The 23,946-nt window shown below is 64.1% G+C and carries 15 protein-coding genes; 7 read left to right on the forward strand and 8 right to left on the reverse strand.

The window, feature by feature from the left end:
- Nucleotides 1-60 precede the first annotated feature (60 nt).
- On the forward strand, nt 61-4,842 hold the full coding sequence (locus K0P03_RS18195) for an NAD-glutamate dehydrogenase (RefSeq protein WP_272790268.1): 4,782 nt from the start codon (nt 61-63) through the stop codon (nt 4,840-4,842).
- 249 nt (nt 4,843-5,091) lie between these two features.
- Nucleotides 5,092-6,417: an MFS transporter gene (locus tag K0P03_RS18200; RefSeq protein WP_081870721.1), complete on the forward strand. Its 1,326-nt coding sequence runs from the start codon at nt 5,092-5,094 to the stop codon at nt 6,415-6,417.
- Between the two features lie 109 nt (nt 6,418-6,526).
- Here K0P03_RS18200 and purH read toward each other — a convergent pair whose 3' ends face one another.
- The 4 genes from purH to htpX form a co-directional block, all read right to left on the reverse strand.
- On the reverse strand, nt 6,527-8,137 hold the full coding sequence (gene purH, locus K0P03_RS18205; protein WP_272790269.1) for a bifunctional phosphoribosylaminoimidazolecarboxamide formyltransferase/IMP cyclohydrolase: 1,611 nt from the start codon (nt 8,135-8,137) through the stop codon (nt 6,527-6,529).
- Nucleotides 8,138-8,239: 102 nt separating this feature from the next.
- Nucleotides 8,240-9,922 (reverse strand): heparinase II/III family protein, encoded by a 1,683-nt coding sequence (locus K0P03_RS18210; protein ID WP_023512362.1) that lies wholly within the window; start codon nt 9,920-9,922, stop codon nt 8,240-8,242.
- A 116-nt stretch (nt 9,923-10,038) separates the two neighbouring features.
- A complete protein-coding gene (locus K0P03_RS18215; RefSeq protein ID WP_443020584.1) occupies nt 10,039-11,451 on the reverse strand; it encodes an RsmB/NOP family class I SAM-dependent RNA methyltransferase in 1,413 nt (470 codons plus the stop codon).
- Nucleotides 11,442-12,407 (reverse strand): zinc metalloprotease HtpX, encoded by a 966-nt coding sequence (gene htpX, locus K0P03_RS18220; protein ID WP_050745354.1) that lies wholly within the window; start codon nt 12,405-12,407, stop codon nt 11,442-11,444. Before htpX ends, K0P03_RS18215 begins: the two co-directional genes overlap by 10 nt.
- Before the next feature lie 212 nt (nt 12,408-12,619).
- Here htpX and K0P03_RS18225 point away from each other — a divergent pair, with 212 nt between their 5' ends.
- Nucleotides 12,620-12,817, forward strand: a complete 198-nt coding sequence (locus K0P03_RS18225; protein ID WP_023515750.1) for a DUF1674 domain-containing protein — start codon at nt 12,620-12,622, stop codon at nt 12,815-12,817.
- A 192-nt stretch (nt 12,818-13,009) separates the two neighbouring features.
- Here the strand turns inward: K0P03_RS18225 and acs are convergent, their stop codons facing one another.
- Complete coding sequence (gene acs, locus K0P03_RS18230) at nt 13,010-14,965, reverse strand: acetate--CoA ligase (RefSeq protein ID WP_024271275.1); 1,956 nt, start codon at nt 14,963-14,965, stop codon at nt 13,010-13,012.
- A 232-nt stretch (nt 14,966-15,197) separates the two neighbouring features.
- Here acs and K0P03_RS18235 point away from each other — a divergent pair, with 232 nt between their 5' ends.
- Nucleotides 15,198-15,899, forward strand: a complete 702-nt coding sequence (locus K0P03_RS18235; RefSeq protein WP_023516580.1) for a DUF1013 domain-containing protein — start codon at nt 15,198-15,200, stop codon at nt 15,897-15,899.
- 60 nt (nt 15,900-15,959) lie between these two features.
- Here K0P03_RS18235 and K0P03_RS18240 read toward each other — a convergent pair whose 3' ends face one another.
- Together K0P03_RS18240 and K0P03_RS18245 are read right to left on the reverse strand one after the other, a co-directional pair.
- Nucleotides 15,960-17,864, reverse strand: coding sequence for a propionyl-CoA synthetase (locus tag K0P03_RS18240; RefSeq protein WP_272790271.1), 1,905 nt, complete (start codon nt 17,862-17,864; stop codon nt 15,960-15,962).
- 134 nt (nt 17,865-17,998) lie between these two features.
- Complete coding sequence (locus K0P03_RS18245; protein ID WP_023516582.1) at nt 17,999-18,658, reverse strand: YggS family pyridoxal phosphate-dependent enzyme; 660 nt, start codon at nt 18,656-18,658, stop codon at nt 17,999-18,001.
- Nucleotides 18,659-18,856: 198 nt separating this feature from the next.
- Here K0P03_RS18245 and leuS point away from each other — a divergent pair, with 198 nt between their 5' ends.
- From leuS to holA, 3 genes are read left to right on the forward strand one after another with little or no spacing between them, the layout of a single operon-like run.
- Entirely contained in the window at nt 18,857-21,487 is a 2,631-nt protein-coding gene (leuS, locus tag K0P03_RS18250; protein WP_272790272.1) for a leucine--tRNA ligase, read from the forward strand.
- Nucleotides 21,474-21,998, forward strand: a complete 525-nt coding sequence (gene lptE / locus K0P03_RS18255) for an LPS assembly lipoprotein LptE (protein WP_050745358.1) — start codon at nt 21,474-21,476, stop codon at nt 21,996-21,998. The genes leuS and lptE overlap by 14 nt, the downstream gene beginning before the upstream one ends.
- 7 nt (nt 21,999-22,005) lie before the next feature.
- Nucleotides 22,006-23,040: a DNA polymerase III subunit delta gene (gene holA, locus K0P03_RS18260; RefSeq protein WP_272790273.1), complete on the forward strand. Its 1,035-nt coding sequence runs from the start codon at nt 22,006-22,008 to the stop codon at nt 23,038-23,040.
- Between the two features lie 15 nt (nt 23,041-23,055).
- On the opposite strand, the gene K0P03_RS18265 is transcribed toward holA, so the two are convergent.
- Complete coding sequence (locus K0P03_RS18265; RefSeq protein WP_023514416.1) at nt 23,056-23,946, reverse strand: ParB/RepB/Spo0J family partition protein; 891 nt, start codon at nt 23,944-23,946, stop codon at nt 23,056-23,058.

The raw sequence follows: 23,946 nt of genomic DNA on the forward strand, positions 1-23,946 counted from the left end.
TCCGTCGCACGTATTTTTTCTTCTGCTAACGTCCGGCCATCGGATTCGAGGGAGAATTCCATGGGTGCCAGGACCAACGTGAAACGAGAAAAACACATCGAGGCCGCAAAGGCCGCAGCTGCCGCCCTCGGCGCAAAGACGCTGAACCCGGACATCCTCTTCGGGCGCGCCAGCAAGGACGACCTCGAGCATTATAGCGGCGAGATGCTGGCCGTCGCGGCAGCCCATGCCATGGCCGAAATCGAGGCCTGGGACGGCACCGAGCCGCGTGTCACCGTCACCACGCTTGCCGGCGTGACGCCGCAGAGCCAGCCCGTTTCGGTTCTCTCCGTCACCGATCGCAACCAGCCGTTCCTCTATGATTCAGTGATGGGCGAGGTGACGAGCACCCATCGCGACATCCATCTGGCGATCCACCCGATCCTCGTCGTAACGCCCAGTGAGGCACCGAAGCTCTTCTCGCCCGACGAGGAAAGCGATCCGGCGCAGCGGGTCAGCCATATCGAGATCCACCTGTCCGAACTCGCGCCGAGCGAGGCCGCCGCACTTGCGGAACGGGTCGGAACCGTGCTCGATCAGGTCCATCTGGCCGTCGATGACTGGCCCGCCATGGTGGAAAAGCTCGACAGCACCATGGCCGACGTGGAGCGCTACGCCAAGGAGAAGCCCGGCAAGGACGAAGCGCTCGCCTTCCTCGCCTGGCTGCGCGGCAACAACTTCACCTTCCTCGGCATGCGCGAATACAGCTATTCCGGCAAGGGCGAAGCGGCAACCGTCGAACGCGGAGGGGAGGGCCTCGGCATCCTCTCCGACCCCGATGTGCGCGTGCTGCGCCTTGGCAAGGACGCGGTGACGACGACGCCGGAAATCCTTGAATTCCTTGAAGGTCCGGATTTCCTGATCGTCACCAAGGCCAATGTGAAATCGCTCGTGCACCGCCGGGCCTATATGGACTATGTCGGCCTCAAGCGCTTCGACGAGAAGGGCAGGGTGATCGGGGAACTGCGTATCGTCGGCCTCTTCACCTCGACAGCCTACACCCACGCCGCCGGCCAGATCCCGCTGCTGCGCTCGAAGGTCGCCGCGGTCATCGAGCATTTTGGCTACGACCCGAAAAGCCATTCCGGCAAGATGCTGATCAACACGCTGGAATCCTATCCGCGCGACGACCTCTTCCAGATTGACACCAGTCTGCTTGCCACCTTCTGCGAGCAGATCAACGAACTCTCCGACCGGCCGCGCATCCGCGTGCTGCCGCGTATCGATCGCTTCGACCGCTTCGTCTCCGTCATCGTCTACGTGCCACGCGAACAGTACGATTCCGACGTGCGCGAAAAGATCGGCAACTATCTGAAGTCGGCCTATGACGGCCGCGTCTCGGCCTACTATCCGGCCTTCCCGGAAGGCGGCCTTGCGCGCGTGCACTTCATCATCGGCCGCTCCGGCGGCAAGACTCCGCGCATCCCGCAGGGCAAGCTCGAACAGGCGGTGCGCGAGATCGCCACCCGCTGGACCGACAGGTTCGAGGCCCTCTCCAATACAGACGGCGTGCGGCTCGTCACCGACCGCAGCTACCAGGAGGACTTCACCCCCGCCGAGGCCCATGCGGATCTTTCCCTCATCACCACGGCAACGCCCGAGAACCCGATCAGCATCGCCTTCTACCGCAAGGCCTGGAACACGGATCTCGCCTCCGTCGAACTGAAGATCTTCCATGCCGGCGAACCCGTTTCGCTATCGCAGCGCGTGCCGCTTCTGGAAAATCTCGGCTTCAACGTCATCAGTGAGCAGACGCACGACCTGACACTTGCCGGCCTCGATGGCGGTGAGCGCCGCGTCATCCTGCATGACATGGAACTGAAGCACCGCGATGGCATCGAGATCAATCTTGCCAAGCTGAGCCCGATGCTGGAGGAGGCATTCCTCGCGGCCTGGCACGGCGATGTAGACGACGACGCGCTGAACCGCCTCGTGCTGACCGGTGGACTCTCCGCCCGTCAGATCATGGCGCTGCGCACCTATTCGCGCTACCTGCGCCAGACGGGCATCGCCTATTCGCAGGGCTATATCGCCGATACGCTCAACAAGTACCCGCTTATCGCCGCCGACCTCTTCCGCCTGTTCGAGACCCGCCTCGATCCGAAGCTCTCAGAGCGCCAGCGCGAGAAGAAATCCGCAGAGATCGCAGCGGCGATCGAGACCGCGCTGGCGAACGTGCCGAGCCTCGACGAGGACCGCATCCTGCGCCGCTACGTCAACGCCATCGAGGCAACGCTGCGCACCAACTACTTCCAGCGCGATGCGGACGGAAAACCGCGCAAGACGCTGGCGATCAAGCTCGACCCGAAGGCTCTCGACGGCCTGCCGGAACCACGGCCCTTCCGCGAGATCTTCGTCTACGGCGCCGAGGTCGAGGGCGTGCATCTGCGCTTCGGCAAGGTCGCCCGCGGCGGCCTGCGCTGGTCCGACCGTGCACAGGACTACCGCACGGAAGTGCTCGGCCTCGTGAAGGCCCAGCAGGTCAAGAACTCGGTCATCGTGCCCGTCGGCGCCAAGGGCGGCTTCTATCCGAAGCAGCTCCCGGTCGGCGGCAGCCGCGACGCCGTCTTCAAGGCCGGCACCGAGGCTTACAAGACCTATATCCGCACGCTCCTCTCCGTCACGGACAACATCGTCGGCCAGGACGTGGTGCCGCCGGCAGACACGGTGCGCCTCGACGGCGACGATCCCTATTTCGTCGTCGCCGCCGACAAGGGAACCGCAACCTTCTCCGACACCGCAAACGGCCTGGCGCAGGAAGCCGGCTTCTGGCTCGACGACGCCTTTGCCTCGGGCGGCTCGGCCGGCTACGATCACAAGAAGATGGGCATCACCGCCCGCGGCGCCTGGGAAACCGTGAAGCGCCACTTCCGCGAAATGAACATCGACATCCAGAAGACGCCCTTCACCGTCGCCGGCGTCGGCGACATGTCGGGCGACGTCTTCGGCAACGGCATGCTGCTGTCGCGCAAGATCCGGCTCCTCGCCGCCTTCGACCACCGCGACATCTTCATCGATCCCAACCCGGACACCGACACGTCCTTCGCCGAACGGCGCCGCATGTTCAACCTGCCGCGCTCCAGCTGGCAGGACTATGACCGCTCGGTCCTGTCCAAGGGCGCAATGATCATCCCGCGCACGGAAAAATCCGTGACGCTCACGCCGGAAGCCATGGCCGTGATCGGCATCGACAAGACCAAGGCGACGCCCTTCGAGATCATGACGGCGATCCTCAAGGCGCCGGTCGACCTGATGTGGTTCGGCGGTATCGGCACCTATATCCGCGGCCAGAACGAGACGGATGCCGAGGTCGGTGATCGCGCCAACGACCCGATCCGCATCGTCGCCGACGACGTGCGCGCCAAGGTGATCGGCGAGGGCGCCAATCTCGGTGTCACCCAGCGCGGCCGCATCGCCTTCGGCCTCAAGGGCGGGCGCTGCAACTCGGATGCCATCGACAACTCGGCCGGCGTGAACTCGTCGGACGTCGAGGTCAACATCAAGATCGCGCTCGCCTCGGCCATGCGCGACGACCGGCTGCCGCGCGCCAAGCGCAACGTTTTGCTCGCCTCGATGACGGACGAGGTGGGGCACCTCGTGCTGCGCAACAACTACCTGCAATCGCTGGCGATCTCGCTGACGGAAAAGCAGGGTGCCGCCAACCGCGCGCCACTGACCCGCCTGATGGATCGCTTCGAGGCCGCCGGCCAGCTCAACCGAAAGGTCGAGACGCTGCCCGACGACCGCACGGTCGCAGAACGCTACCAGGCCGGCAAGTCGCTGACGCGGCCGGAGATCGGCGTGCTGCTCTCCTATGCCAAACTGGTGCTGTTCGATGAACTCGTCCATACCGATCTGCCGGACGAGCCCTATTTCGAGCCAACGCTGATGGGCTACTTCCCGGCGAAGATGCAGAAGGCCTATGCGGACGACATCCGTTCGCACCGCCTGCGCCGCGAGATCATCGCAACGATCCTCGCCAACGAGGTGATCAACCGCGGCGGCCCGGCCTTCGTCAACACGCTGACCGACGGCACCGGTTTCGGTCCGGCGGATGCGGTGAAAGCCGCCGTCATCGCCCGCGACGGCTACGGCCTCGCCGCCCTCTATGCCGGCGTCGATGCTCTGGACAACCAGGTTTCAGGATCGGTGCAGAACGAGCTCTACGAGGAGATCGGTCGTATCTACGCTTCCGTCACCAGCCTGCTCCTGACCACCGGTGCAGTCTCCGGCCCGATGGACCAGGCGGTGCACAAGCTCAAGCAGGCCCTGAAGCAGCTACGTCCGCATCTTACCACCCTCATCTCCGAGCAGGCCGGCGACGAGGCCCGCCGCAAGGCCCATGCCTATGAGGACGAAGGCGTGCCGACGGAGCTGGCCGAGGAGATCGCCACGCTCTCCATGCTGACCTTCGTGCCGGAGGTCATGCTGATCGCCGGGGCGACGGGCGACACGCTCAGCAAGACGGCGCAGACCTTCGCCGGCATCAGCGCAGCGCTCAATATCGGCCGGCTGCTTTCGGCGGCCAGCCGCATCCCGACCGGCGATCTCTATGAAGCGCTCGCCCTGCAGCGCAGCCTCACCGATATCGCCAATGCCCGCCGGGACCTCGCCACGGTGGTGCTGACACGCCACAAGGGCGACAAGGCACCGCTCGCCACCTGGCAGCAGGGTGACCGCGAGCGCCTCGCCCGCGTCACCGCCAACCTCTCGGCGCTGACGGAAGCAGGCGAAGCCACGCTCGCCAAGGTCAGCGTCGCCGCTGGCATCCTGAGCGACCTCGCACAGGAACGGGCCCGGTAAGACACGCCCTTGCCTCATCGCGGCCACCTTCCGTGCGGCCGAGGCTATCGCGCCTTTGCGCAACCGCAACTGCCCTCTCTGCCTGCCAGGCAGAGAGGGTCTCACCGCACCCGTTGAATCCCGTCACCGGCAAATGCTAGCCTCCTGGCGAAACCGGCGTGAAAACCCGCCGCAGCGATTCGAAAAGCGGGGATAGGCGTGGCGGAAGCAGCGGCAGGGCGGACGAGCCGCCTCGGCATAACGGGCTGGATGCTGTTCGACTGGGCAGCGCAACCGTTCTTCACGGTCATCACCACCTTCATCTTCGGCCCTTACCTCGTCTCGCGCCTCACCGAGGACCACGCGGCCGGGCAGGCGGCCTGGAGCTATACGCTCACCATCGCCGGCGTCACCATTGCGTTGCTCGCCCCGATCATGGGCTCCATCGCCGATGCCTCCGGCGCGCGAAAGCCCTGGATCGCCGCCTTCGCCGCCATCAAGATCCTGTCTCTCTTCGCCCTCTGGTATGCCGCGCCCGGCAGCAGCCTCATCTTCGCCATGGCGATGATCGTGCTCGCCACCGTAGCGGCGGAGTTCTCCATCGTCTTCAACGATTCGATGATGCCGCGCCTGGTGAGCCCCGCGGATGCCGGCCGCATCTCCAACATCGCATGGGGCCTCGGTTATCTCGGCGGCATGATCGTGTTGATTGCGGTCGTCGCCCTGCTGGCCGCAAATCCGGAGACAGGCCGGACGGCGATCGGCATCAGCCCGCTCTTCGGCCTCGACGCTGCCGCAGGCGAAGATGCCCGCATCACCGGGCCGATCTCGGCGCTGTGGTACCTCGTCTTCATCCTGCCGATGTTCTTCTTCACGCCGGACCAGAGCCGGGGGCTGCCCATTGTAGCTGCGGTGCGCGCCGGCTTCGCCGATCTCACATTCGCACTGCGCGACCTTCGCAGAAAACCGGGCATCCTGCGCTTCCTCATTGCCCGGATGATCTATCAGGACGGGGTCAATGGGCTGCTGGCGCTCGGCGGCACCTTCGCCGCCGGCATGTTCGCCTGGCAGACCTTCGAACTCGGCATCTACGGCATCATCCTCAATGTGGTGGCGATCGGCGGCTGCCTCTATGCCAGCCGCATGGACCGGCGTCTCGGCTCGAAGACCGTGGTGGTGATAAGCCTCGTCTGCCTGACGCTGGCCACCATCGGCATCGTCTCCACCGGTCCGGGCTTCACGCTGTTCGGCCTGTTGCCCTTGCCGACCGCCGATTCCGGCGGCCTGTTCGGCACCGCAGCGGAAAAGGCCTATATCGTCTACGGCCTTCTGATCGGCATCGCCTTCGGCCCTGTCCAGGCCTCCGCTCGTTCCTATCTCGCCCAGAGCATTCATCCGGACGAGGCGGGCCGCTATTTCGGCCTCTATGCCCTGTCCGGCCGCGCCACCTCCTTCCTCGCCCCCCTCTCCGTCGCGCTCGTCACCACGGCGACCGGCTCCGCGCGCCTCGGCATGATGGCGCTCATCGCCTTCCTCCTCGTCGGCTTCCTGCTCCTGCTGCGCACACCCTATCCGGCGGCGAAGGTGGAGGTCTGAAACGCGAAACGCCCCGCAAGCGGGGCGCTGCTATCCGGCGAAGAATCCGGCTAAAATGTTCCGGGAAAGCATGACGGCTTTCCCGGAGTTAGAAAGAGGCCGAAACGGGCTAGTGACGGAAATGGCGCATGCCGGTGAAGACCATCGCGACGCCCGCCTCGTCAGCCGCGGCAATCACCTCCGCGTCGCGCATCGAACCGCCCGGCTGGATCACCGCCGTGGCGCCCGCTGCAATCGCCGAGAGCAGGCCGTCAGCAAAGGGCAGGAAAGCTTCCGACGCGACAGCCGAACCCCGCGTCAGCGGCTCGGCAAGACCCATGGCCTTGGCCGCTTCCTCGGCCTTCAGGCCGGCGATGCGGGCGGAATCGACACGGCTCATCTGGCCGGCACCGATGCCGGCCGTCTGGCCATCCTTGGCATAGACCACAGCATTCGACTTGACGTGCTTGGCAACCTTGAAGGCGAACTTCATATCCACCAGTTCCTGGGCGGTCGGCGCACGCTTGGTGACGACCTTCAGTTCGAGGTCCTCGACCATGCCGTTGTCGCGGCTTTGCACGAGCAGGCCGCCCGACACGGTCTTGGCGAAAAGGCCGGGCACACGCGGATCGGGCAGGGCGCCCGTCACCAGCAGGCGCAGGTTCGGCTTGCCGGCAATGATGGCCCGGGCTTTCTCGTCCGCGTCCGGCGCGATGATGACCTCGGTGAAGAGCTTGACGATCTCCTCCGCCGTCTCGCCATCAAGTGTGGTGTTGAGCGCGATGATACCACCGAAGGCCGAGACCGGATCGCAGGCGAGCGCCCGCGCATAGGCATCCTTCAGCGTCTTGCCGGTGGCAACGCCGCAGGGATTGGCATGCTTGATGATCGCGCAGGCCGGGCCGTTCTCCGGCAGGAATTCGGCGACGAGCTCGAAGGCCGCATCGGTGTCGTTGATGTTGTTGTAGGAAAGCTGCTTGCCCTGCAGCAGCGTGGCGGTCGCGACGCCCGGGCGGTTTTCACCCGTCACGTAGAAGCCTGCCTTCTGGTGCGGGTTCTCGCCATAACGCATCTCTTCCTTCAACACGCCGCCGAGCACGCGGTGGCGGGGCATCGCGATGTCGAGCGCATCGGCGAACCAGTTGGAGATGGCCGCGTCATAGGCCGCCGTGCGGGCATAGGCCTTCGCCGCCATACGCTGGCGGAAGGCGTAGGAGGTCGAACCGTCGGCGAGTTCCTCAAGCAGCGCAGGATAATCGGCAGGATCGGTGACGATGGTCACATAGGCATGGTTCTTGGCCGAGGCGCGGATCATCGCCGGGCCGCCGATGTCGATGTTCTCGACCGTCGTCGGATAGTCCCCCCCCTTGGCGCGCACTTCCTCGAAAGGATAGAGGTTGATGACGGCAAGGTCGATCGCGCCGATACCGTGTTCCTTCATCGCCTCGACATGCTCCGCATCGTCACGGATCGCCAGCAGGCCGCCATGCACGGTGGGATGCAGCGTCTTTACGCGGCCGTCCATGATTTCCGGAAAGCCCGTAACCTCGGAAACGTCGGTGACGTCAAGCCCGGCGTCGCGGAGCGCCTTGTGCGTGCCGCCGGTCGACAGCAGCCGCACGCCCTTCTCGGCAAGGGCCCGGGCGAGGTCGACGACGCCGGCCTTGTCGGAGACGGACAGCAGGGCCGTGCGCAGGGCGACACGGTCGGGGGCGGGGATCTTCTTGGAAATGACGGCCATTGGGGGCGCTCCGTTCTGACGGCCCGGAAGGGCGGGCCGGATGGTCATGCGCCCCGTTATCACAGGCCCGGCCGCGAGAAAACCGCCAAACGCCGGGAATTCTCAGCGTTGCCGCACCAACGACCACTGAACTTCGGCCACTTTGGCAAGCGGCATGGTCAGCGTGAGCTGGCGCGAGGCCCTGACACCGGAAGGATCGGCGAAGAAGACATCCTCCTCTTCCGCCACCGCGACATCGACGCAGGTCAGCGCCCAGGCCTCGCCGTCAGGGGCGATCAGCCGCGTCTCGTTGGCCGATACCCTGTAGAGCTGGATCGTCGGGTGGATGTGGAAGCGCACCACTGCGGTGCCCTTCTCGATCGCGCCGTCCGGATCGGCGGGCTTGTAGAAGCGCTCCCGGCCACGGATCTCACCGCCCGTCGCCGCAACGAGGATATCCCGTTCGTAGAGCAGGCCGAAGCGCTTGAGATAACCGTCATGGGTCGCCGTCACGCTGTCGGCGCCCGACTGACGCTCAGCCCGCGCCACGTCCACCTTGCTGATGCCGCCGACGACGATCGGCCCCAGGAAGCGGGAGGTGGAAATCCGCGAGGAGGATGTGTCGTTGAGCGTGGCGACGGAATGGGCTGCGGTGGTACGCGACATCTGCCTGAGTGCCTCGCCGGCAAAACGCGGACGACCGGAATTGACGATGAAGCGGTTCTTGCCCGAGGACACTTCAATGGAAAGCGCACCGGCGGCGGCTGTCGCCGACAGATCGACAGATTTGGGCACGCCCGTATCCATCAGAACGACCGTTTCCTGGACCGCCAGGCGATCATACCGGCTCAACGGCAATGCCTTGAACGGCGCACCGCCGGTCTCGTCATATCGCAGCACCGACATCAGCTCATTTGCGAGCGTATAGGTCGCGCCATTGAACAGCGCGAGCTCGCCACCTTGATGGCGGAAGAAGCGCAGCGCCGGGAAGATACGGTCGATCGAGGGGATGAGCTGCGCCGGCATGTCGTGGCCGAGATTGACATAGGTCTGGCGCAACGGCAGCAGGTCGAGCAGCACATCGAGCGCGGCGCGCGGATTGCGGGAGGAATGACCACCGTCCGGCAAAATCTGCCGGTCGAGCTCCTCGTCGAGATGGCGGGCGGCCTTGCGCATGCGCGAGGCCGAGCTCGGCATGGCGATGGAGGCCATGGCGAGCGCAATACGCACCCTGAGCCGCGGTTCGCCATCGCGCGTCGTATCGGCGACATGGCGCAGATACCGAACCTGGAAGGCGAGACTCTTCAGGAAGCGGCGATAGAACGGATAATCGGCATCCTTCAGGACAACAGGCGAATGGGACAACCAGGCGATGATGCGCTGAGCGGCGACATCCGGCCGCCAGGCAAGCCCGCCGATGACGCGTCCATGGCTCTGCAGCCAGTCGTCCACCACGAAGCGGGCGGTATGGGCCGCCTTTTCCGGATCCACCAACCGCATGTGCCGCAGCCAGCCGAAGGAATGCAGGCGTACCGCGAACTCCTCCGAGGGAAGCTCCAGCGCAAAGGGTGATTCGCCGTCGCATTCAAGAACGCGGCCAGCCAGCGGAAAGCGGCCGGCAACGATTTCTTCGCCGGCAAACGAATCAGCCGGGTGAAGGTCTGTCGGCGCGACGACCAGCCGGTCCGGCGTACCGCCGGAAAAGCGCATGGCACTGATTCGCCCGAGGGCGAGCCTCCGAGAAAACCGGCGCCAACCCTCACGCATATACAGATAGAGAAGCCGCTGCCTGTCGGAAAGCTGCATGGTTAACGAATGCCTCCTGGGCCTATAGCTAGGCCGAGAAGGCAAGCGTCGTCAATTGACTGCCGGTCGATGGACTGTTGACGACGGTGGAAGCCGTTCCCAGGCGCCCTTGCAGATCAGCCGGCATGGACGAGCCGCACGGCATAGAACCCATCCAGGCCACCGGCATGGCTGGCGGTTGCGGGCAGCATCGCAGGCGTGGTGCGGAATTCGCCGCGCGGGGAAATCGCCTCTTCCAAACCCGGCCAGTCGGCAGGATCGACCGGCGCAATGCGCCAGTCCGGATTGTCGGCGAGAACGCGGGCTACCATCTCCTCGCCTTCGCTCGGATCGAGCGAGCAGTTGGAGAAGACCAGCTCGCCGCCAGGGCGTACCAGCGTCAGCGCGTGGCGCAGCAGGCGCTCCTGCAGGCCGGCCAGCTTGCCGATATCCTCCGGCCCCTTGGTCCAGAGCACGTCGGGATGACGGCGGATCGTGCCTGTCGAGGAGCAGGGTGCGTCGAGAAGAACGGCATCGAAGGGTTCACCCGGGCGGTATTCCGCCATGTTCGCCTCAACGGTCTCGGCCGAGAGGCGGAGCCGGTCGAGATTGCCGACAAGCCGCTTCAGACGGTTGCCGGACTGGTCGAGGGCGGTGACCCTGGCCCCCGCTGCGGCGAGCTGCGCGGTCTTGCCGCCGGGCGCAGCACAGAGATCGGCGACCCGCTTGCCCGCAAGATTCGAAAACAGCTTTGCCGGCAGGCTTGCCGCGGCATCCTGTACCCACCATTCCCCGTCCTCAAAGCCTTCGAGTGCCGGAATGGCACCGGAGGCGACCGGAAGGCGGACCGATCCTGTCGGCAGAATCAGGCCGCCAAACCGCTCGGCCCAGCCTTCGGCATCGGACTTGACCGTCAGATCGACAGTGGAGGGCTCGAGCAAGGCATCGGCAATGCGCGCGGCGTGGTCATGTCCGTAGACGGCGGCTAGCCGCTCATGGAACCAAGCCGGAATGACGGAAACGGCTTTTGTCGCCGTCAAATGCGAGGCCTTTTCGCGCGACAGGCGGCGCAGCACCGCATTGGTGAGGCTTGCGAAACGGCGGTTGCGCGGATCGATCTGCGCCTGCTCGACCGCGAGGTCGACAGCGGAGTGATCGGGCACGTCGAGATAGAGGATCTGTGCCGCCGCGACCGTCAGCACGTGATGCAGCGCCCGGGCGCCATCAGGCAGGGGCGTGCCGACCAGCGTGTCGAGAATAGCCTCGATGCGGGGGAGGTGGCGCAGCGCCGTGTTGAGGATGGCGCGGACGAGCGCACGGTCGGCATCGTTCAGCTGGCAATAGGCCGGGTTGCCGTTTTCGAGGTCAAGCATGCCGTCGAGCGGCGTCCTGCGATCGACGACAGCCGCCAGGATCTTGGCCGCGGCCTGCCGGGCGCGCAGGCCCGGCTTTTCCGGATGGTTGGCTGCGGCATCCACAGACGGCCCCTTGCTGGGGCGATGGCGTTTCGGATGCGATCTGTTTTTTCGATTGTCGTCGTTCAAGACCAGGGACCTTTGGGCGGTTCGGAACCACCGCGTCCCCAGCCGGTCGACGGGACGGAACGCGATTTGCGGGACGGATTATCAGCCCGCACCGGCTCCGTCGAGCGCATCTCTTTGCCGCGGGCCATTTCCTGAAGCGCGGCGATGCGGTTCTCCGTGTTCGGATGGGTGGAGAACAGATTGTCCATGCGCTCGCCCGACAGCGGATTGATGATGAACATATGGGCTGTCGCCGGATTGTGCTCGGCGCCGTCGTTGCGAATGCGGCCGGCAGCGACCGCGATCTTCTTCAAGGCGGAGGCGAGCCAGAGCGGATTGCCGCAGATCTCCGCACCCCGCTTGTCGGCAGAATATTCGCGGGTGCGGCTGATTGCCATCTGCACCAGCATGGCAGCGAAAGGGGCGACGATCATGGCAATGAGCACACCGATGAAGCCGAGCGGGTTGTTGTTTTCCCGGTTGCCGCTACCGCCGAAGAACATGGCGAAGTTGGCGAGCATGGAGATCGCGCCGGCAATCGTCGCCGTCAACGTCATGGTCAGGGTGTCGCGGTTCTGGATATGCGCGAGCTCATGCGCCATCACGCCCGCCACCTCTTCATAAGTCAAGGCATGCAGCAGGCCGGTCGAAGCAGCAACCGCGGCATTCTGCGGGTTGCGGCCGGTGGCAAAGGCATTCGGCTGGTCGCTGTTGATGACATAGACGCGCGGCATGGGCAGGCCGGCGCGTTTGGCAAGATCACGCACAATGCCGTAATATTCCGGCGCCGAACGCTCATCGACCTCCTTGGCGCCATACATGGACAGCACCATCCGGTCGGAATTCCAGTAGGAAAAGAAGTTCATGGCGATGGCGACGAGAAGCGCGATCAGCATGCCGCCCTTGCCGCCGATGAGCAGGCCCACGCCCATGAAAAGCGCCGTCATCACGGCGAGAAGCATGGCTGTGCGAACGATGTTCATACGTCTTCGGCTCCTGTCTGGTCTCTTGCCGGGTTGCCATTCACCTGTTGTCAAGGGAATGTTTCACGTGAATCAGCGCTTTCCACAACGCCTTCACACCCAGCTTTTTACATGTCGTTCTCGCAAAACCGCTGCACACTTTTGCGCGACATGCCTTATAGGATGGGAAGCGAACAGGAATTCTTCAATATCCGGGAAGGATGCCCAATTTCATGCAAAGCGACAACGACAATCATACGGACGGCCGGAAAGTGCTGTCCCCCGCCGCCCAGCGGGCCCTTCAGGAAGCAGAAGAACGCCGCAAGGCCGCCCCGCAGGCGGAACCCGCCCCGGAGACCGGTGGACGCGGCGGAGCCGATCCGGCCCGCTTCGGTGATTGGGAGATCAAAGGCCGGGCGATCGATTTTTGACCGGATACGCCCGGCGTGTCTCCTTCATCACGGTGGGGTGTGATCCGCCCTACCACTCGGCCGGCACTCCACACAGCAGGATCCCCGACAGACCCGAGGATAGCGACCGAGGGTAGGAAACTCCCGCTCAAACAAAACCACCTCAAACGAAAACGGCGGCCAGTGGCCGCCGTTTCGCTTTATGTTTCAGGCTCAACCCGCAGCCTTGTTCTGCCGGTTGGCGATCAGGTCGTCCACCACGGCCGGATCAGCGAGGGTGGACGTATCGCCGAGAGAGCCAAAATCGTCCTCGGCGATCTTGCGCAGGATGCGGCGCATGATCTTGCCGGAACGCGTTTTTGGCAGGCCGGGCGAGAACTGGATCTTGTCCGGCGTCGCGATCGGGCCGATCTCCTTGCGCACATGCTTGACGAGGTCCTGGCGCAGCGCATCGGTGCCTTCCTCGCCAGCCATCAGCGAGACATAGCAGTAGATGCCCTGGCCCTTGAGGCTGTGCGGATAGCCGACGACGGCGGCTTCCGAGACCAGATGGTGCGAGACGAGGGCCGATTCAATTTCGGCCGTGCCGAGGCGGTGGCCGGAAATGTTGAGCACGTCGTCGACACGACCGGTGATCCAGTAATAGCCATCCTCGTCGCGGCGGCAGCCGTCACCGGTAAAATACTTGCCCTTGTAGGTCGAAAAATAGGTTTCGACGAAGCGCTTGTGATCGCCATAGACTGTGCGCATCTGGCCCGGCCAGCTGTCGGTGATGCAGAGGTTGCCGTCGGCCGCCCCTTCCAGCACGTTGCCTTCATTGTCGACAAGCTGCGGCTTGATGCCGAAGAACGGCCGTGTCGCCGAACCGGGCTTGAGCTCCGTGGCGCCCGGCAGCGGGGTGATCAGAATGCCGCCGGTTTCCGTCTGCCACCAGGTGTCGACGATCGGCGAACGGCCTTCGCCGACGACGTTGTAATACCATTCCCAGGCTTCCGGATTGATCGGCTCACCGACCGAGCCGAGCAGGCGCAGCGACGAACGCGACGAGCGCTTCACGAAGGCATCGCCAGCGCCCATGAGGGCGCGGATCGCCGTCGGAGCGGTGTAGAAGATGTTGACCTTGTGCTTGTCGACCACCTCCCAGAAGCGGCCGGCATCCGGGAAGTTCGGCACGCCCTCGAACATCAGCGTGGTCGCACGGTTCGCCAGCGGACCGTAGACGATATAGGAATGGCCGGTGACCCAACCCACGTCGGCCGTGCACCAGTAGATATCGCCGTCCTGGTAGTCGAAGACGTATTTGTGCGTCATCGAGGCATAGACGAGGTAGCCGGCCGTGGTGTGCAGAACGCCCTTCGGCTTGCCGGTGGAGCCCGACGTGTAGAGGATGAAGAGCGGGTCTTCCGCCTTCATCCTGGCCGGCGGACAATCGCGCGGCACGGTCAGCACTTCCTGGTGATGCCAGATGTCACGGCCCGGCGCCCAGCCGATCTTGCCACCGGTGCGGCGGACAACGAGCACCTTGTTGACGATGACATGGTTCTTGGCGGCGATGTCGATCGCCGTGTCGGTGTTTTCCTTCAGCGGAATGGGTTTACCGCCGCGCACACCCTCGTCGCAGGTAACAACGAAGGTCGATTCGCAGTCGACAATGCGGCCGGCCAAGGCATCCGGCGAGAAGCCGCCGAAGACGACGGAGTGCACGGCGCCGATGCGCGCGCAGGCAAGCATGGCATAGGCCGCTTCCGGGATCATCGGCATGTAGATGGTGACGCGATCGCCCTTCTTGACGCCGTGCTTCTTCATCACGTTCGCCATGCGGCAGACGTGTTCATGGAGCTCGTTATAGGTGATCTTCTTGTCGATATAGGGGTTGTCGCCTTCCCAGATGATGGCGACCTGATCACCATGCGCCTTGAGATGGCGATCGATGCAATTGTAGGAGACGTTGGTGATGCCGTCTTCAAACCACTTGATCGGCACCTTGCCGGTGAACGACGTGTTCTTCACCTTGGTATAGGGCTTGAACCAGTCGATCCGCATGCCGTGCTTGTCCCAGAAACGCTCCGGGTTCTCGATGCTTTCGCGATACCAGTTCTGATAGGTTTCGTTGTCGATCAGCGTGCGGCTTTTCGCGGACTTCAGCACCGGATAGGTCTTTGCGGACATGGATTCCTCCTCACTGCGCATGGGCGGGCAAGCCGTGTCTCCTCCGGTCCCCCGCATCTCCGTCGCCATACATATCAGGTCAAATCCTTCGGGCAATTAGACAAAAGGTCATTTGCGCTTGAAGAATTGCATTTCTGCGACAGTGATTGTATAGAGGGCCGAATTCCCGGAACATAGTGGTTACACCCCACGGCCCGCGACACCGGCGCGGACGGACAGAAGGACTATATCCATGGCTCAGCAGCTCCTCATGCCAAAGGCGACCGCGGTCTGGCTGGTCGACAACACGGCGCTGTCGTTCGACCAGATCGCCACATTCTGCAAACTGCACCCGCTCGAAGTGAAGGCCATCGCCGACGGCGAATCGGCGCAGGGCATCAAGGGCCTCGACCCCATCTCGACCGGCCAGCTGTCGCGCGAGGAAATTGCCCGCGCCGAAGCCAATCCGAATCACAAGCTGAAGCTGTCCGAACCGAAGGTCCGCGTGCCGGAATCCAAGCGCAAGGGCCCGCGCTACACGCCGGTCTCCAAGCGCCAGGACCGCCCCAACGCCATTCTCTGGCTCGTGCGCAACCATCCGGAACTCAAGGATGCGCAGATCTCGCGTCTCGTCGGCACGACCAAATCGACGATCGAGCAGATCCGCGAACGCACCCACTGGAATTCGACCAACCTGACGCCGATGGATCCGGTAACGCTGGGTCTGTGCTCGCAGATCGACCTCGACCTCGAGGTTGAACGCGCCTCGAAGGGTCGTCCGCTGCCGACCGCCGCCGAACTCGGCGCAACGCTCGAATCCGCGCAGGAAACGGAAAAGCTGCCCTACAGCACCGACCGCGAGGAAGAGAAGGAAATCGACGCCGATGCCGTCTTCGCCAAGCTGAAGTCGCTGAAGTCGGCCACGCCGGACGAGGATGAAGACGACCGCTTCTAAGCGCCGTTCATCACCAGACAGCAAAAACCCGGCCACCGAAATGGCCGGGTTTTTTGTTGCTCAAACGATCCGCCGACCCGACAAGACCTCGGCAATCTCGTCCAGGATAGAGGGATCGTCGATGGTCGCCGGCATCTTCCAGTCCACCCGGTCCGCGATCTTCTGCATGGTGCCGCGCAGGATCTTTCCGGAGCGCGTTTTCGGCAAGCGCTTCACGCAGATCGCCGTCTTGAAGGCGGCGACCGGGCCGATGCGCTCGCGCACAAGGCCGACAACCTCTTGCTCCACGACCGATGATTCACGTGAAACACCGCTCTTCAAAACGAGGAAGCCAGCCGGCAACTGGCCCTTCAACGCATCGGCGACGCCGATCACGGCGCATTCGGCGACATCCGGATGGCTCGCGCAGACCTCTTCCATCGCGCCCGTCGAAAGGCGGTGACCGGCAACGTTGATGATGTCGTCGGTGCGCGACATGATGAAGACGTACCCGTCCTCGTCGATGTAACCGGCATCGGCCGTCTTGTAGTAGCCGGGGAACTCCGAAAGGCAGGCTGAGCGGAAACGCTCGTCAGCATTCCAGAAGGTCGTCAGGCAGCCAGGGGGGAGGGGCAGCTTGATGGCGATGTTGCCGAGCGTGCCAGGCGAAACCTCGTGGCCGGCATCGTCGAGCACATGCAGCTCATAACCCGGCATGGGCACAGTCGGGGAGCCGTGTTTCACCGGCAGCGGCCCAAGGCCGAGCGGGTTGCCAACGATCGGCCAGCCGGTTTCCGTCTGCCACCAGTGATCGATGACCGGCACGCCGAGCACCGCTTCGGCCCAGCGGATTGTATCCGGATCGGCCCGCTCACCGGCCAGGAACAGGGCCCGCAGGCTGGAAATGTCGTGCCGCTTGACGAGCACACCTTCCGGATCCTCCTTGCGGATGGCGCGGAAGGCGGTCGGGGCGGTGAAGAGCACCGAGACCTTGTAGTCCTCCACCACCCGCCAGAAGGCGCCCGCATCCGGCGTGCCGACCGGCTTGCCCTCGTAGAGCACCGTGGTGCTGCCATTGAGAAGCGGTGCATAGACGATGTAGGAATGGCCGACGACCCAGCCGATATCCGACGCCGCCCAATAGACCTCACCGCGCTCCACACCGTAGAACGCCCGCATCGTCCAGGCCAGTGCCACCATGTGGCCGCCATTGTCGCGGATGACGCCCTTGGGCTGGCCGGTCGTACCCGACGTATAGAGAATGTAGAGCGGATCCGTTGCCGCCAATGGCACGCAGGGGATTTCACGCCCATCCTCCCGCGCCGCCGAAAGCGCAGGGCCGAGATCCACATCACGCCCAGGCTTCAGCTCCACCACCAGTTCCGGCCGCTGCAACACGAGGCAACGCTCCGGCTTGTGCCCGGCCAGCTCGATCGCCGTGTCGAGCAACGGCTTGTAGGCGACCACGCGATTGGGCTCGATGCCGCAGCTGGCCGTGACGACGAGTTTCGCGGTGGAATCGTCGATGCGCGCTGCGAGTTCGCTCGCGGCAAACCCACCGAAGACCACCGAATGGATCGCCCCGATGCGCGCACAGGCCAGCATGGCGAAGATCGCCTCCGGGATCATCGGCATATAGAGGATGACGCGGTCGCCCTTCTCTACACCCTGATCGACGAGCACCGCCGCCATGGCATTCACATGGGAAAGGAGGTCGCCGTAGCTGTAGCGCGCCTTGCGACCGGTCACCGGGCTGTCATAGATCAGCGCCGTATCCCCGCCATGCCCGGCCGCCACATGCCGGTCCACGCAATTGTGACAGGTGTTGCCGATCGCGTCGGGAAACCAGCGCCCGTAAACGCCCTGCGCCGCGTCGAAAATATCCGTCGGTTCGCTGAACCAGTCGATCGCCCGGGCCGCCTCGGCCCAATGACCCCTGTGGTCATTCTTCCACGACCGATAGATCTCGGCATAGGTCTTCTGCATCGCATCCTCCATGTCCGGCCATGAAACCGGCCGGTCCTCCATGGGGAGGAGAATAGGAGAGGACGATGCTTCGGAAAAGCCAGACGAAAGCCTCAAGCGGCAAATTGCCCCTTGAAGACCGTCAAGCGGGAACGTCAGCGCGTTCCAAAAATCGCGGAACCGACACGCACACTTGTCGCGCCAAAGCCGATGGCCACGTCATAGTCGCCCGACATACCCATCGACAGGCGGTCGAGGTTGCAGCGTTCGGCGAGCTTTGCGAGCAGCGCGAAATGCGGGCCCGGATTTTCCTCCGCCGGCGGAATACACATCAGCCCCTCGATGGTGAGGCCGAGCTCGTCACGGCAGAGCGTAACGAAGGCGACCGTGTCATCAGGCGCGATGCCGGCCTTCTGCGGTTCAAGCCCGGTATTGACCTGGACATAGAGCCGCAGCGCACGCCCCTGCCGCGCCATCTCGGTGGCGATCGCGCGGGCGATCTTTTCCCGGTCAACAGTCTCGATGACATCGAAAAGGGCGACGGCCTCGGCCGCCTTGTTGGATTGCAACGGACCGATCAGATGAAGCTCCATGCCGGCCGTTTCGGCTCGCAGCACGGGCCATTTGCCCTGGGCCTCCTGCACGCGGTTCTCACCGAACACGCGCTGCCCGGCGGCAATTGCCGGGCGAATCGCTTCGGCATCGAAGGTTTTCGAGACCGCCACCAGCGTCACCGCCTCGGGTCTGCGGCCGGCTTCAACGGCCGCCTTGCTGATCCGGTTGCGAACGTCCTCGAGACGGTCCTGAAGGTCCATGGTCACTCTCCATCGGCATCTGGTTCCGGACCTAGCGAAATCGGCGCCGTTTGCCAAGCGCGCGCATGTCGCATCCCTTCTGCCAGGAGGCCGGAAAACTTGACGCTTCGGCGGTTTCATGATGAAGGTCTCGGCACCATATTCGCATGGGCGCACCGCCCTCCAAGACTCCCAAAAGACTTCCGGAACATCAAAGACATGGCCACCGAACGTTACAATCCGCGCGATGCCGAACCCCGCTGGCAGGCAAAATGGAACGACGACAGCGTCTTCCTGACCAAGAACGACGATCCGCGCGAAAAGTACTACGTCCTGGAAATGTTCCCCTATCCGTCTGGCCGCATCCACATGGGCCATGTGCGCAACTATGCGATGGGCGACGTCGTCGCGCGCTACAAGCGCGCCCGCGGTTTCAACGTGCTGCACCCGATGGGCTGGGACGCCTTCGGCATGCCCGCCGAAAACGCCGCCATGCAGAACAAGGTGCACCCGAAGGGCTGGACCTACGACAACATTGCGACCATGCGCAACCAGCTGAAGTCCATGGGCCTGTCGCTGGACTGGTCGCGCGAGTTCGCCACCTGCGACGTGGAATACTATCAGCGCCAGCAGCACCTCTTCCTCGATTTTCTGGAGAAGGGCCTCGTCTACCGCAAGCAGTCCAAGGTGAACTGGGACCCGGTCGACCATACGGTTCTCGCCAACGAGCAGGTCATCGACGGCCGCGGCTGGCGCTCCGGCGCACTCGTCGAGCAGCGCGAGCTGACGCAGTGGTTCTTCCGGATCACCGATTTCAGCCAGGACCTGCTCGATTCGCTGGAAACGCTTGACCAGTGGCCGGAGAAAGTCCGGCTGATGCAGAAGAACTGGATCGGCCGCTCGGAAGGCATGCTGGTGCGCTGGGAGATCGCCACCGGCGCGGATCTCGCCGGCGAGAAGGACATCACCGTCTACACCACCCGTCCCGACACGCTGTTCGGCGCCTCCTTCATCGCCATTTCCGCGGACCATCCGCTCGCCAAGGCCGTTTCGGCGAAGAACGCCGAGATCATGGCGTTCTGTGAGGAGTGCCGCCGTGCCGGCACCTCGCTCGCCGCACTTGAGACGGCGGAGAAGAGGGGCATGGACACCGGCATCCGCGTGCGCCATCCCTTCGATCCCAGCTGGGAGCTGCCGGTCTATGTCGCCAACTTCGTCCTGATGGACTACGGCACGGGCGCCATCTTCGGCTGCCCTTCCGGGGATCAGCGCGACCTCGACTTCGCCCGCAAATACGACCTGCCGGTCGTGCCGGTCGTGATGCCTGAAAACGGCGACGCCGCCACCTTCGCCATCGCCGGCGAAGCCTATGTCGGCGACGGCGTGATGATCAATTCCCGCTTCCTCGACGGCCTCAGCACCGGCGCCGCCTTCGAGGAGGTGGCAAAGCGCCTGTCGGCCGCAACGCTCGGCAACGCCCCGCAGGGCGAGCGCAAGGTGAACTTCCGCCTGCGCGACTGGGGCATTTCGCGCCAGCGCTACTGGGGCTGCCCCATTCCGGTCATCCACTGCGAGGATTGCGGCGTCGTGCCGGTTCCGAAGGCAGACCTGCCGGTCAAGCTGCCCGACGACGTCACCTTCGACAAGCCGGGCAACCCGCTCGACCGCCATCCGACCTGGCGCCACGTCGCCTGCCCGCAATGCGGCAAGGACGCCCGCCGCGAGACGGACACGATGGACACCTTCGTCGATTCGTCCTGGTACTTCGCCCGTTTCACCGCCCCGTGGGAGAACGACCCGACGGATCCGGCCGCAGCCAATGCCTGGCTGCCGGTCGACCAGTATATCGGCGGTATCGAACACGCGATCCTGCATCTGCTCTATTCGCGCTTCTTCACCCGCGCCATGCAGGTTGCCGGCCATCTCGACGTGAAGGAGCCGTTCAAGGGCCTTTTCACCCAGGGCATGGTGGTGCATGAAACCTATAGCCGCACCGTCGCCGGCAAGCGCGAATGGGTGACACCCGCCGAAATCCGCATCGAGGAGATCGACGGCAAGCGCCACGCGACGCTTCTCGAATCCGGCGAAGAAATCGCTATCGGCTCCATCGAGAAGATGTCGAAGTCGAAGAAGAACGTTGTCGATCCCGACGACATCATCGCCTCCTATGGTGCCGACACGGCCCGCTTCTTCGTGCTCTCCGACTCCCCGCCGGATCGCGACGTCATCTGGTCGGAAGCCGGCGTCGAAGGTGCCCACCGCTTCGTCCAGCGCGTCTGGCGCCTTGTTTCCGAAGCCGCACCCGCCCTGAAAGCAGCGGAAAGCCGCCCCGGCGCGGACGGTGAAGCGCTCGCCGTCTCCCAGGCGGCGCACAAGACGCTGAAGGCCGTTCAGGCAGACTACGACAAGCTTGCCTTCAACAAGGCCGTTGCGCGCATCTACGAGTTCGTCAATGCGCTTGCCGCGCCGCTCACCACCGCTGCTGCCGGCAAAGCCTCGAGCGACCTTATCGCCGCCCTGCGTGAAGCGGTTGGCATCCTGATCCGCATCGTAGCGCCCATGACGCCGCATCTGGCGGAAGAATGCTGGCGCGCGGTCGGCGGCGAAGGCCTCGTCGCGACAACCCCTTGGCCGTCCTACGAAGACCGCCTCGTCGCCGACGACGAGATCACGCTGCCGGTGCAGATCAACGGCAAGAAGCGCGCCGATTTGACAATCGCCCGCGATGCGGACCAGACTACCGTCCAGGCGGCCGTCCTGGCGCTCGAAGCGGTTCAGGCCGCCCTTGCCGGCCAGCAACCCAAGAAGATCATCGTCGTACCACAGAGGATCGTGAATGTTGTTGTCTGACGGAACCGGCCTCTCGCGGTTCGCCAAGGCGTTTGCCGGCATCGCCATCCTTGGCGTCGTCGCCGGCTGCCAGGTGCGGCCGCTTTACTCCACGCCTGCCGGTACGGAGGGCAAGCTTGCCGCCGTGGCCATCTCGAAAGCCGATGACCGCGTGGAACAGCAGGTCCGCAACGACCTGATCTTCCTTTTCTCCGGTGGCGCCGGCGAGACGCAGAGCGCGCTTTACCACCTCGAACTCAACGTGACGGTCCGCAAGATCGGTGTGCTGCTCGACGTGCGTGACGACATTCCCCGCGCCGGCCGCATCGTCGTTTCTGCGGACTACAATCTCGTGCAGACCGACTCCGGCGAAACACTGGCCTCGGGCAAGCGCTCCGCAGTCGCTCTCGTCGATTATCCCGTGCAGGAATTCGCCAAGCTGCGGGCGGTCAGGGATGCGGAGAACCGCGGTTCCCGGGAGCTGGCAGAGCTGATCCGCGCGGATGTCGCGTCGGCTCTCGGCCGTCGCTGAGCCGGCCATGGCCGAAGTCAAGTCGCACGAGTTCGACGGTTTCCTGAAGCGCAAACCGCTGCCCGTGCGGCTGTTCCTTGTCTATGGACCCGACCGGGGCCTGGTTTCGGAGCGCGCCGCGGCGCTCGCCGCCGTCAGCGGCGTCGACCTCACCGATGCCTTCTCCGTCGTGAAACTCGATGCCGGCGAGATCGGCGGTCAGCCCGGGCGGCTGATCGACGAGATGAACGCGATCGGCCTTTTCGGTGGCGATCGTCTGGTCTGGATCCGCAATGCCGGCAGCGAAAAGGGCCTTTCCGACGCGTTGGACATCCTTGCCCAACAGCCCGCAGGTCCCTCCACGCTGATCATCGAAGCCGGCGACCTGAAGAAGGGCGCCGGACTGCGCAAGGTGGCCGAATCGAGTTCCGCCGCCGTCGCCATTGCCTGCTATGCAGACGACGGGCGCGCCCTCCAGGCCCTCATTGACCAGGAACTGGCCTCGGAAGGCCTGCGCATTTCACCTGCCGCCCGCACGCGCCTGGTGGAAACCATCGGCGGAGACCGGCTCGCCTCGCGCAACGAGGTGCGCAAGCTGGCGCTCTATTGTCGGGGCAGGGAGCTCATCGAGGAGCAGGACGTCGAGGAGATTGTCGGCGATGCCAGCGCGATCTCGACGGATGACGCCATCGACGCCATTCTGAAGGGTGACAAGGACGGTTTCCTGCACGCCATACAGAAGATCGTTTCCTCCAAGACACCGGTCTTCCTTGTGCTGCAAGGGTGCCTTCGACAGTTCCAGCTCCTTGAGTTGATGCGCGCCGAAATGGATGAAAAGCGGGCGCCCGCCGCCCAGGCCATGGCAACCCTTGGCCGGCATCTGCATTTCCGGCGCAAGCCGATTGTCGAGAACGCGCTGAAAAGCTGGACAGGTCCGGCAATCCGTCGTGAAACACAGCGTCTTCAGGCCGCCATCCTGCAAAGTCGGCAGCGCCCGGCACTGGAAGACACGATCGCCATGCAAACCATGCTGGCGACCGTTCTGCAATCCGCCCGCCGCTGAATCCGGCTAAGGATTCTACCGTCGCTCGAGAAGCCGGCAGATTTCCTCAAGCTGTTCGAGGGTCTTGTAAGCGATCCGCAGCTGCCCGCCGCTTCCCTTGTGATTGACGGTCACATCAAGCCCGAGAACATCCGAAAGCGTGCGCTCGAGCGCCAGCGTATCGGCATCCTTTTCGTCCTTGCGCTGCGCCTGCCCGTGGTTCGGATCGCTTTGCGCCTTGATATCGTTCTGCGCAAGACGCTCCGTATCACGCACCGACATGCCCTTCGCAACGACGCTTTTCGCCAGGGCGATCGGATCGGACGTCGGGATAAGCGCCCGCGCATGACCGGCGGAAAGCGAGCCGGACGCCAGCATATCGCGCACCGGTTCGGGAAGCTTCAGCAGACGGAGACTGTTTGCCACATGGCTGCGGCTCTTGCCGATGATCTCGCCAAGATCGTTCTGCGTATAGCCGTGATCGGCAATCAGCAGCTCATACCCCATCGCCTCTTCCAGCGGATTGAGGTCGGAGCGCTGCACGTTTTCCACGATAGCGATTTCGAGGGCCGTACGGTCGTCCACATCCCGGATGATGACCGGAATATCGGTAAGCCCTGCCAGCTGAGCAGCGCGCCAGCGGCGCTCGCCGGCGATGATTTCATAACGATTGTCCGCGGTCGTTCGTACCACGACCGGCTGAACAATGCCATGCTGGCGAATGGAGGACGCGAGATCCTGAAGTTCCGACTCATCGAAATAGCGCCGCGGATTGCGCGGATTGCGGCCGACGAACTCAATCGGAACCAGGCGATCGGGATTGACCGCTGGCCGCTCGCCGACATCGGTTGCGGGCAGCTGATCCATTTCCCCGATCAGGGCGGCGAGACCACGGCCAAGGCGCCGCTTCGAATTGTCTTCATTCAT

The organism is Shinella sp. HY16 (assembly GCF_028534175.1).
Classification (GTDB): domain Bacteria; phylum Pseudomonadota; class Alphaproteobacteria; order Rhizobiales; family Rhizobiaceae; genus Shinella.

Coding starts and splice junctions, on each gene's coding strand:
- K0P03_RS18240 (WP_272790271.1), bottom strand. CDS start 17,864: ATGCAGAAGACCTATGCCGAGATCTATCGGTCGTGGAAGAATGACCAC.
- K0P03_RS18195 (WP_272790268.1), top strand. CDS start 61: ATGGGTGCCAGGACCAACGTGAAACGAGAAAAACACATCGAGGCCGCA.
- holA (WP_272790273.1), top strand. CDS start 22,006: ATGGCCGAAGTCAAGTCGCACGAGTTCGACGGTTTCCTGAAGCGCAAA.
- K0P03_RS18265 (WP_023514416.1), bottom strand. CDS start 23,946: ATGAATGAAGACAATTCGAAGCGGCGCCTTGGCCGTGGTCTCGCCGCC.
- K0P03_RS18235 (WP_023516580.1), top strand. CDS start 15,198: ATGGCTCAGCAGCTCCTCATGCCAAAGGCGACCGCGGTCTGGCTGGTC.
- leuS (WP_272790272.1), top strand. CDS start 18,857: ATGGCCACCGAACGTTACAATCCGCGCGATGCCGAACCCCGCTGGCAG.
- htpX (WP_050745354.1), bottom strand. CDS start 12,407: ATGAACATCGTTCGCACAGCCATGCTTCTCGCCGTGATGACGGCGCTT.
- purH (WP_272790269.1), bottom strand. CDS start 8,137: ATGGCCGTCATTTCCAAGAAGATCCCCGCCCCCGACCGTGTCGCCCTG.
- K0P03_RS18200 (WP_081870721.1), top strand. CDS start 5,092: ATGCTGTTCGACTGGGCAGCGCAACCGTTCTTCACGGTCATCACCACC.
- acs (WP_024271275.1), bottom strand. CDS start 14,965: ATGTCCGCAAAGACCTATCCGGTGCTGAAGTCCGCGAAAAGCCGCACG.
- lptE (WP_050745358.1), top strand. CDS start 21,474: ATGTTGTTGTCTGACGGAACCGGCCTCTCGCGGTTCGCCAAGGCGTTT.
- K0P03_RS18210 (WP_023512362.1), bottom strand. CDS start 9,922: ATGCAGCTTTCCGACAGGCAGCGGCTTCTCTATCTGTATATGCGTGAG.
- K0P03_RS18245 (WP_023516582.1), bottom strand. CDS start 18,658: ATGGACCTTCAGGACCGTCTCGAGGACGTTCGCAACCGGATCAGCAAG.
- K0P03_RS18225 (WP_023515750.1), top strand. CDS start 12,620: ATGCAAAGCGACAACGACAATCATACGGACGGCCGGAAAGTGCTGTCC.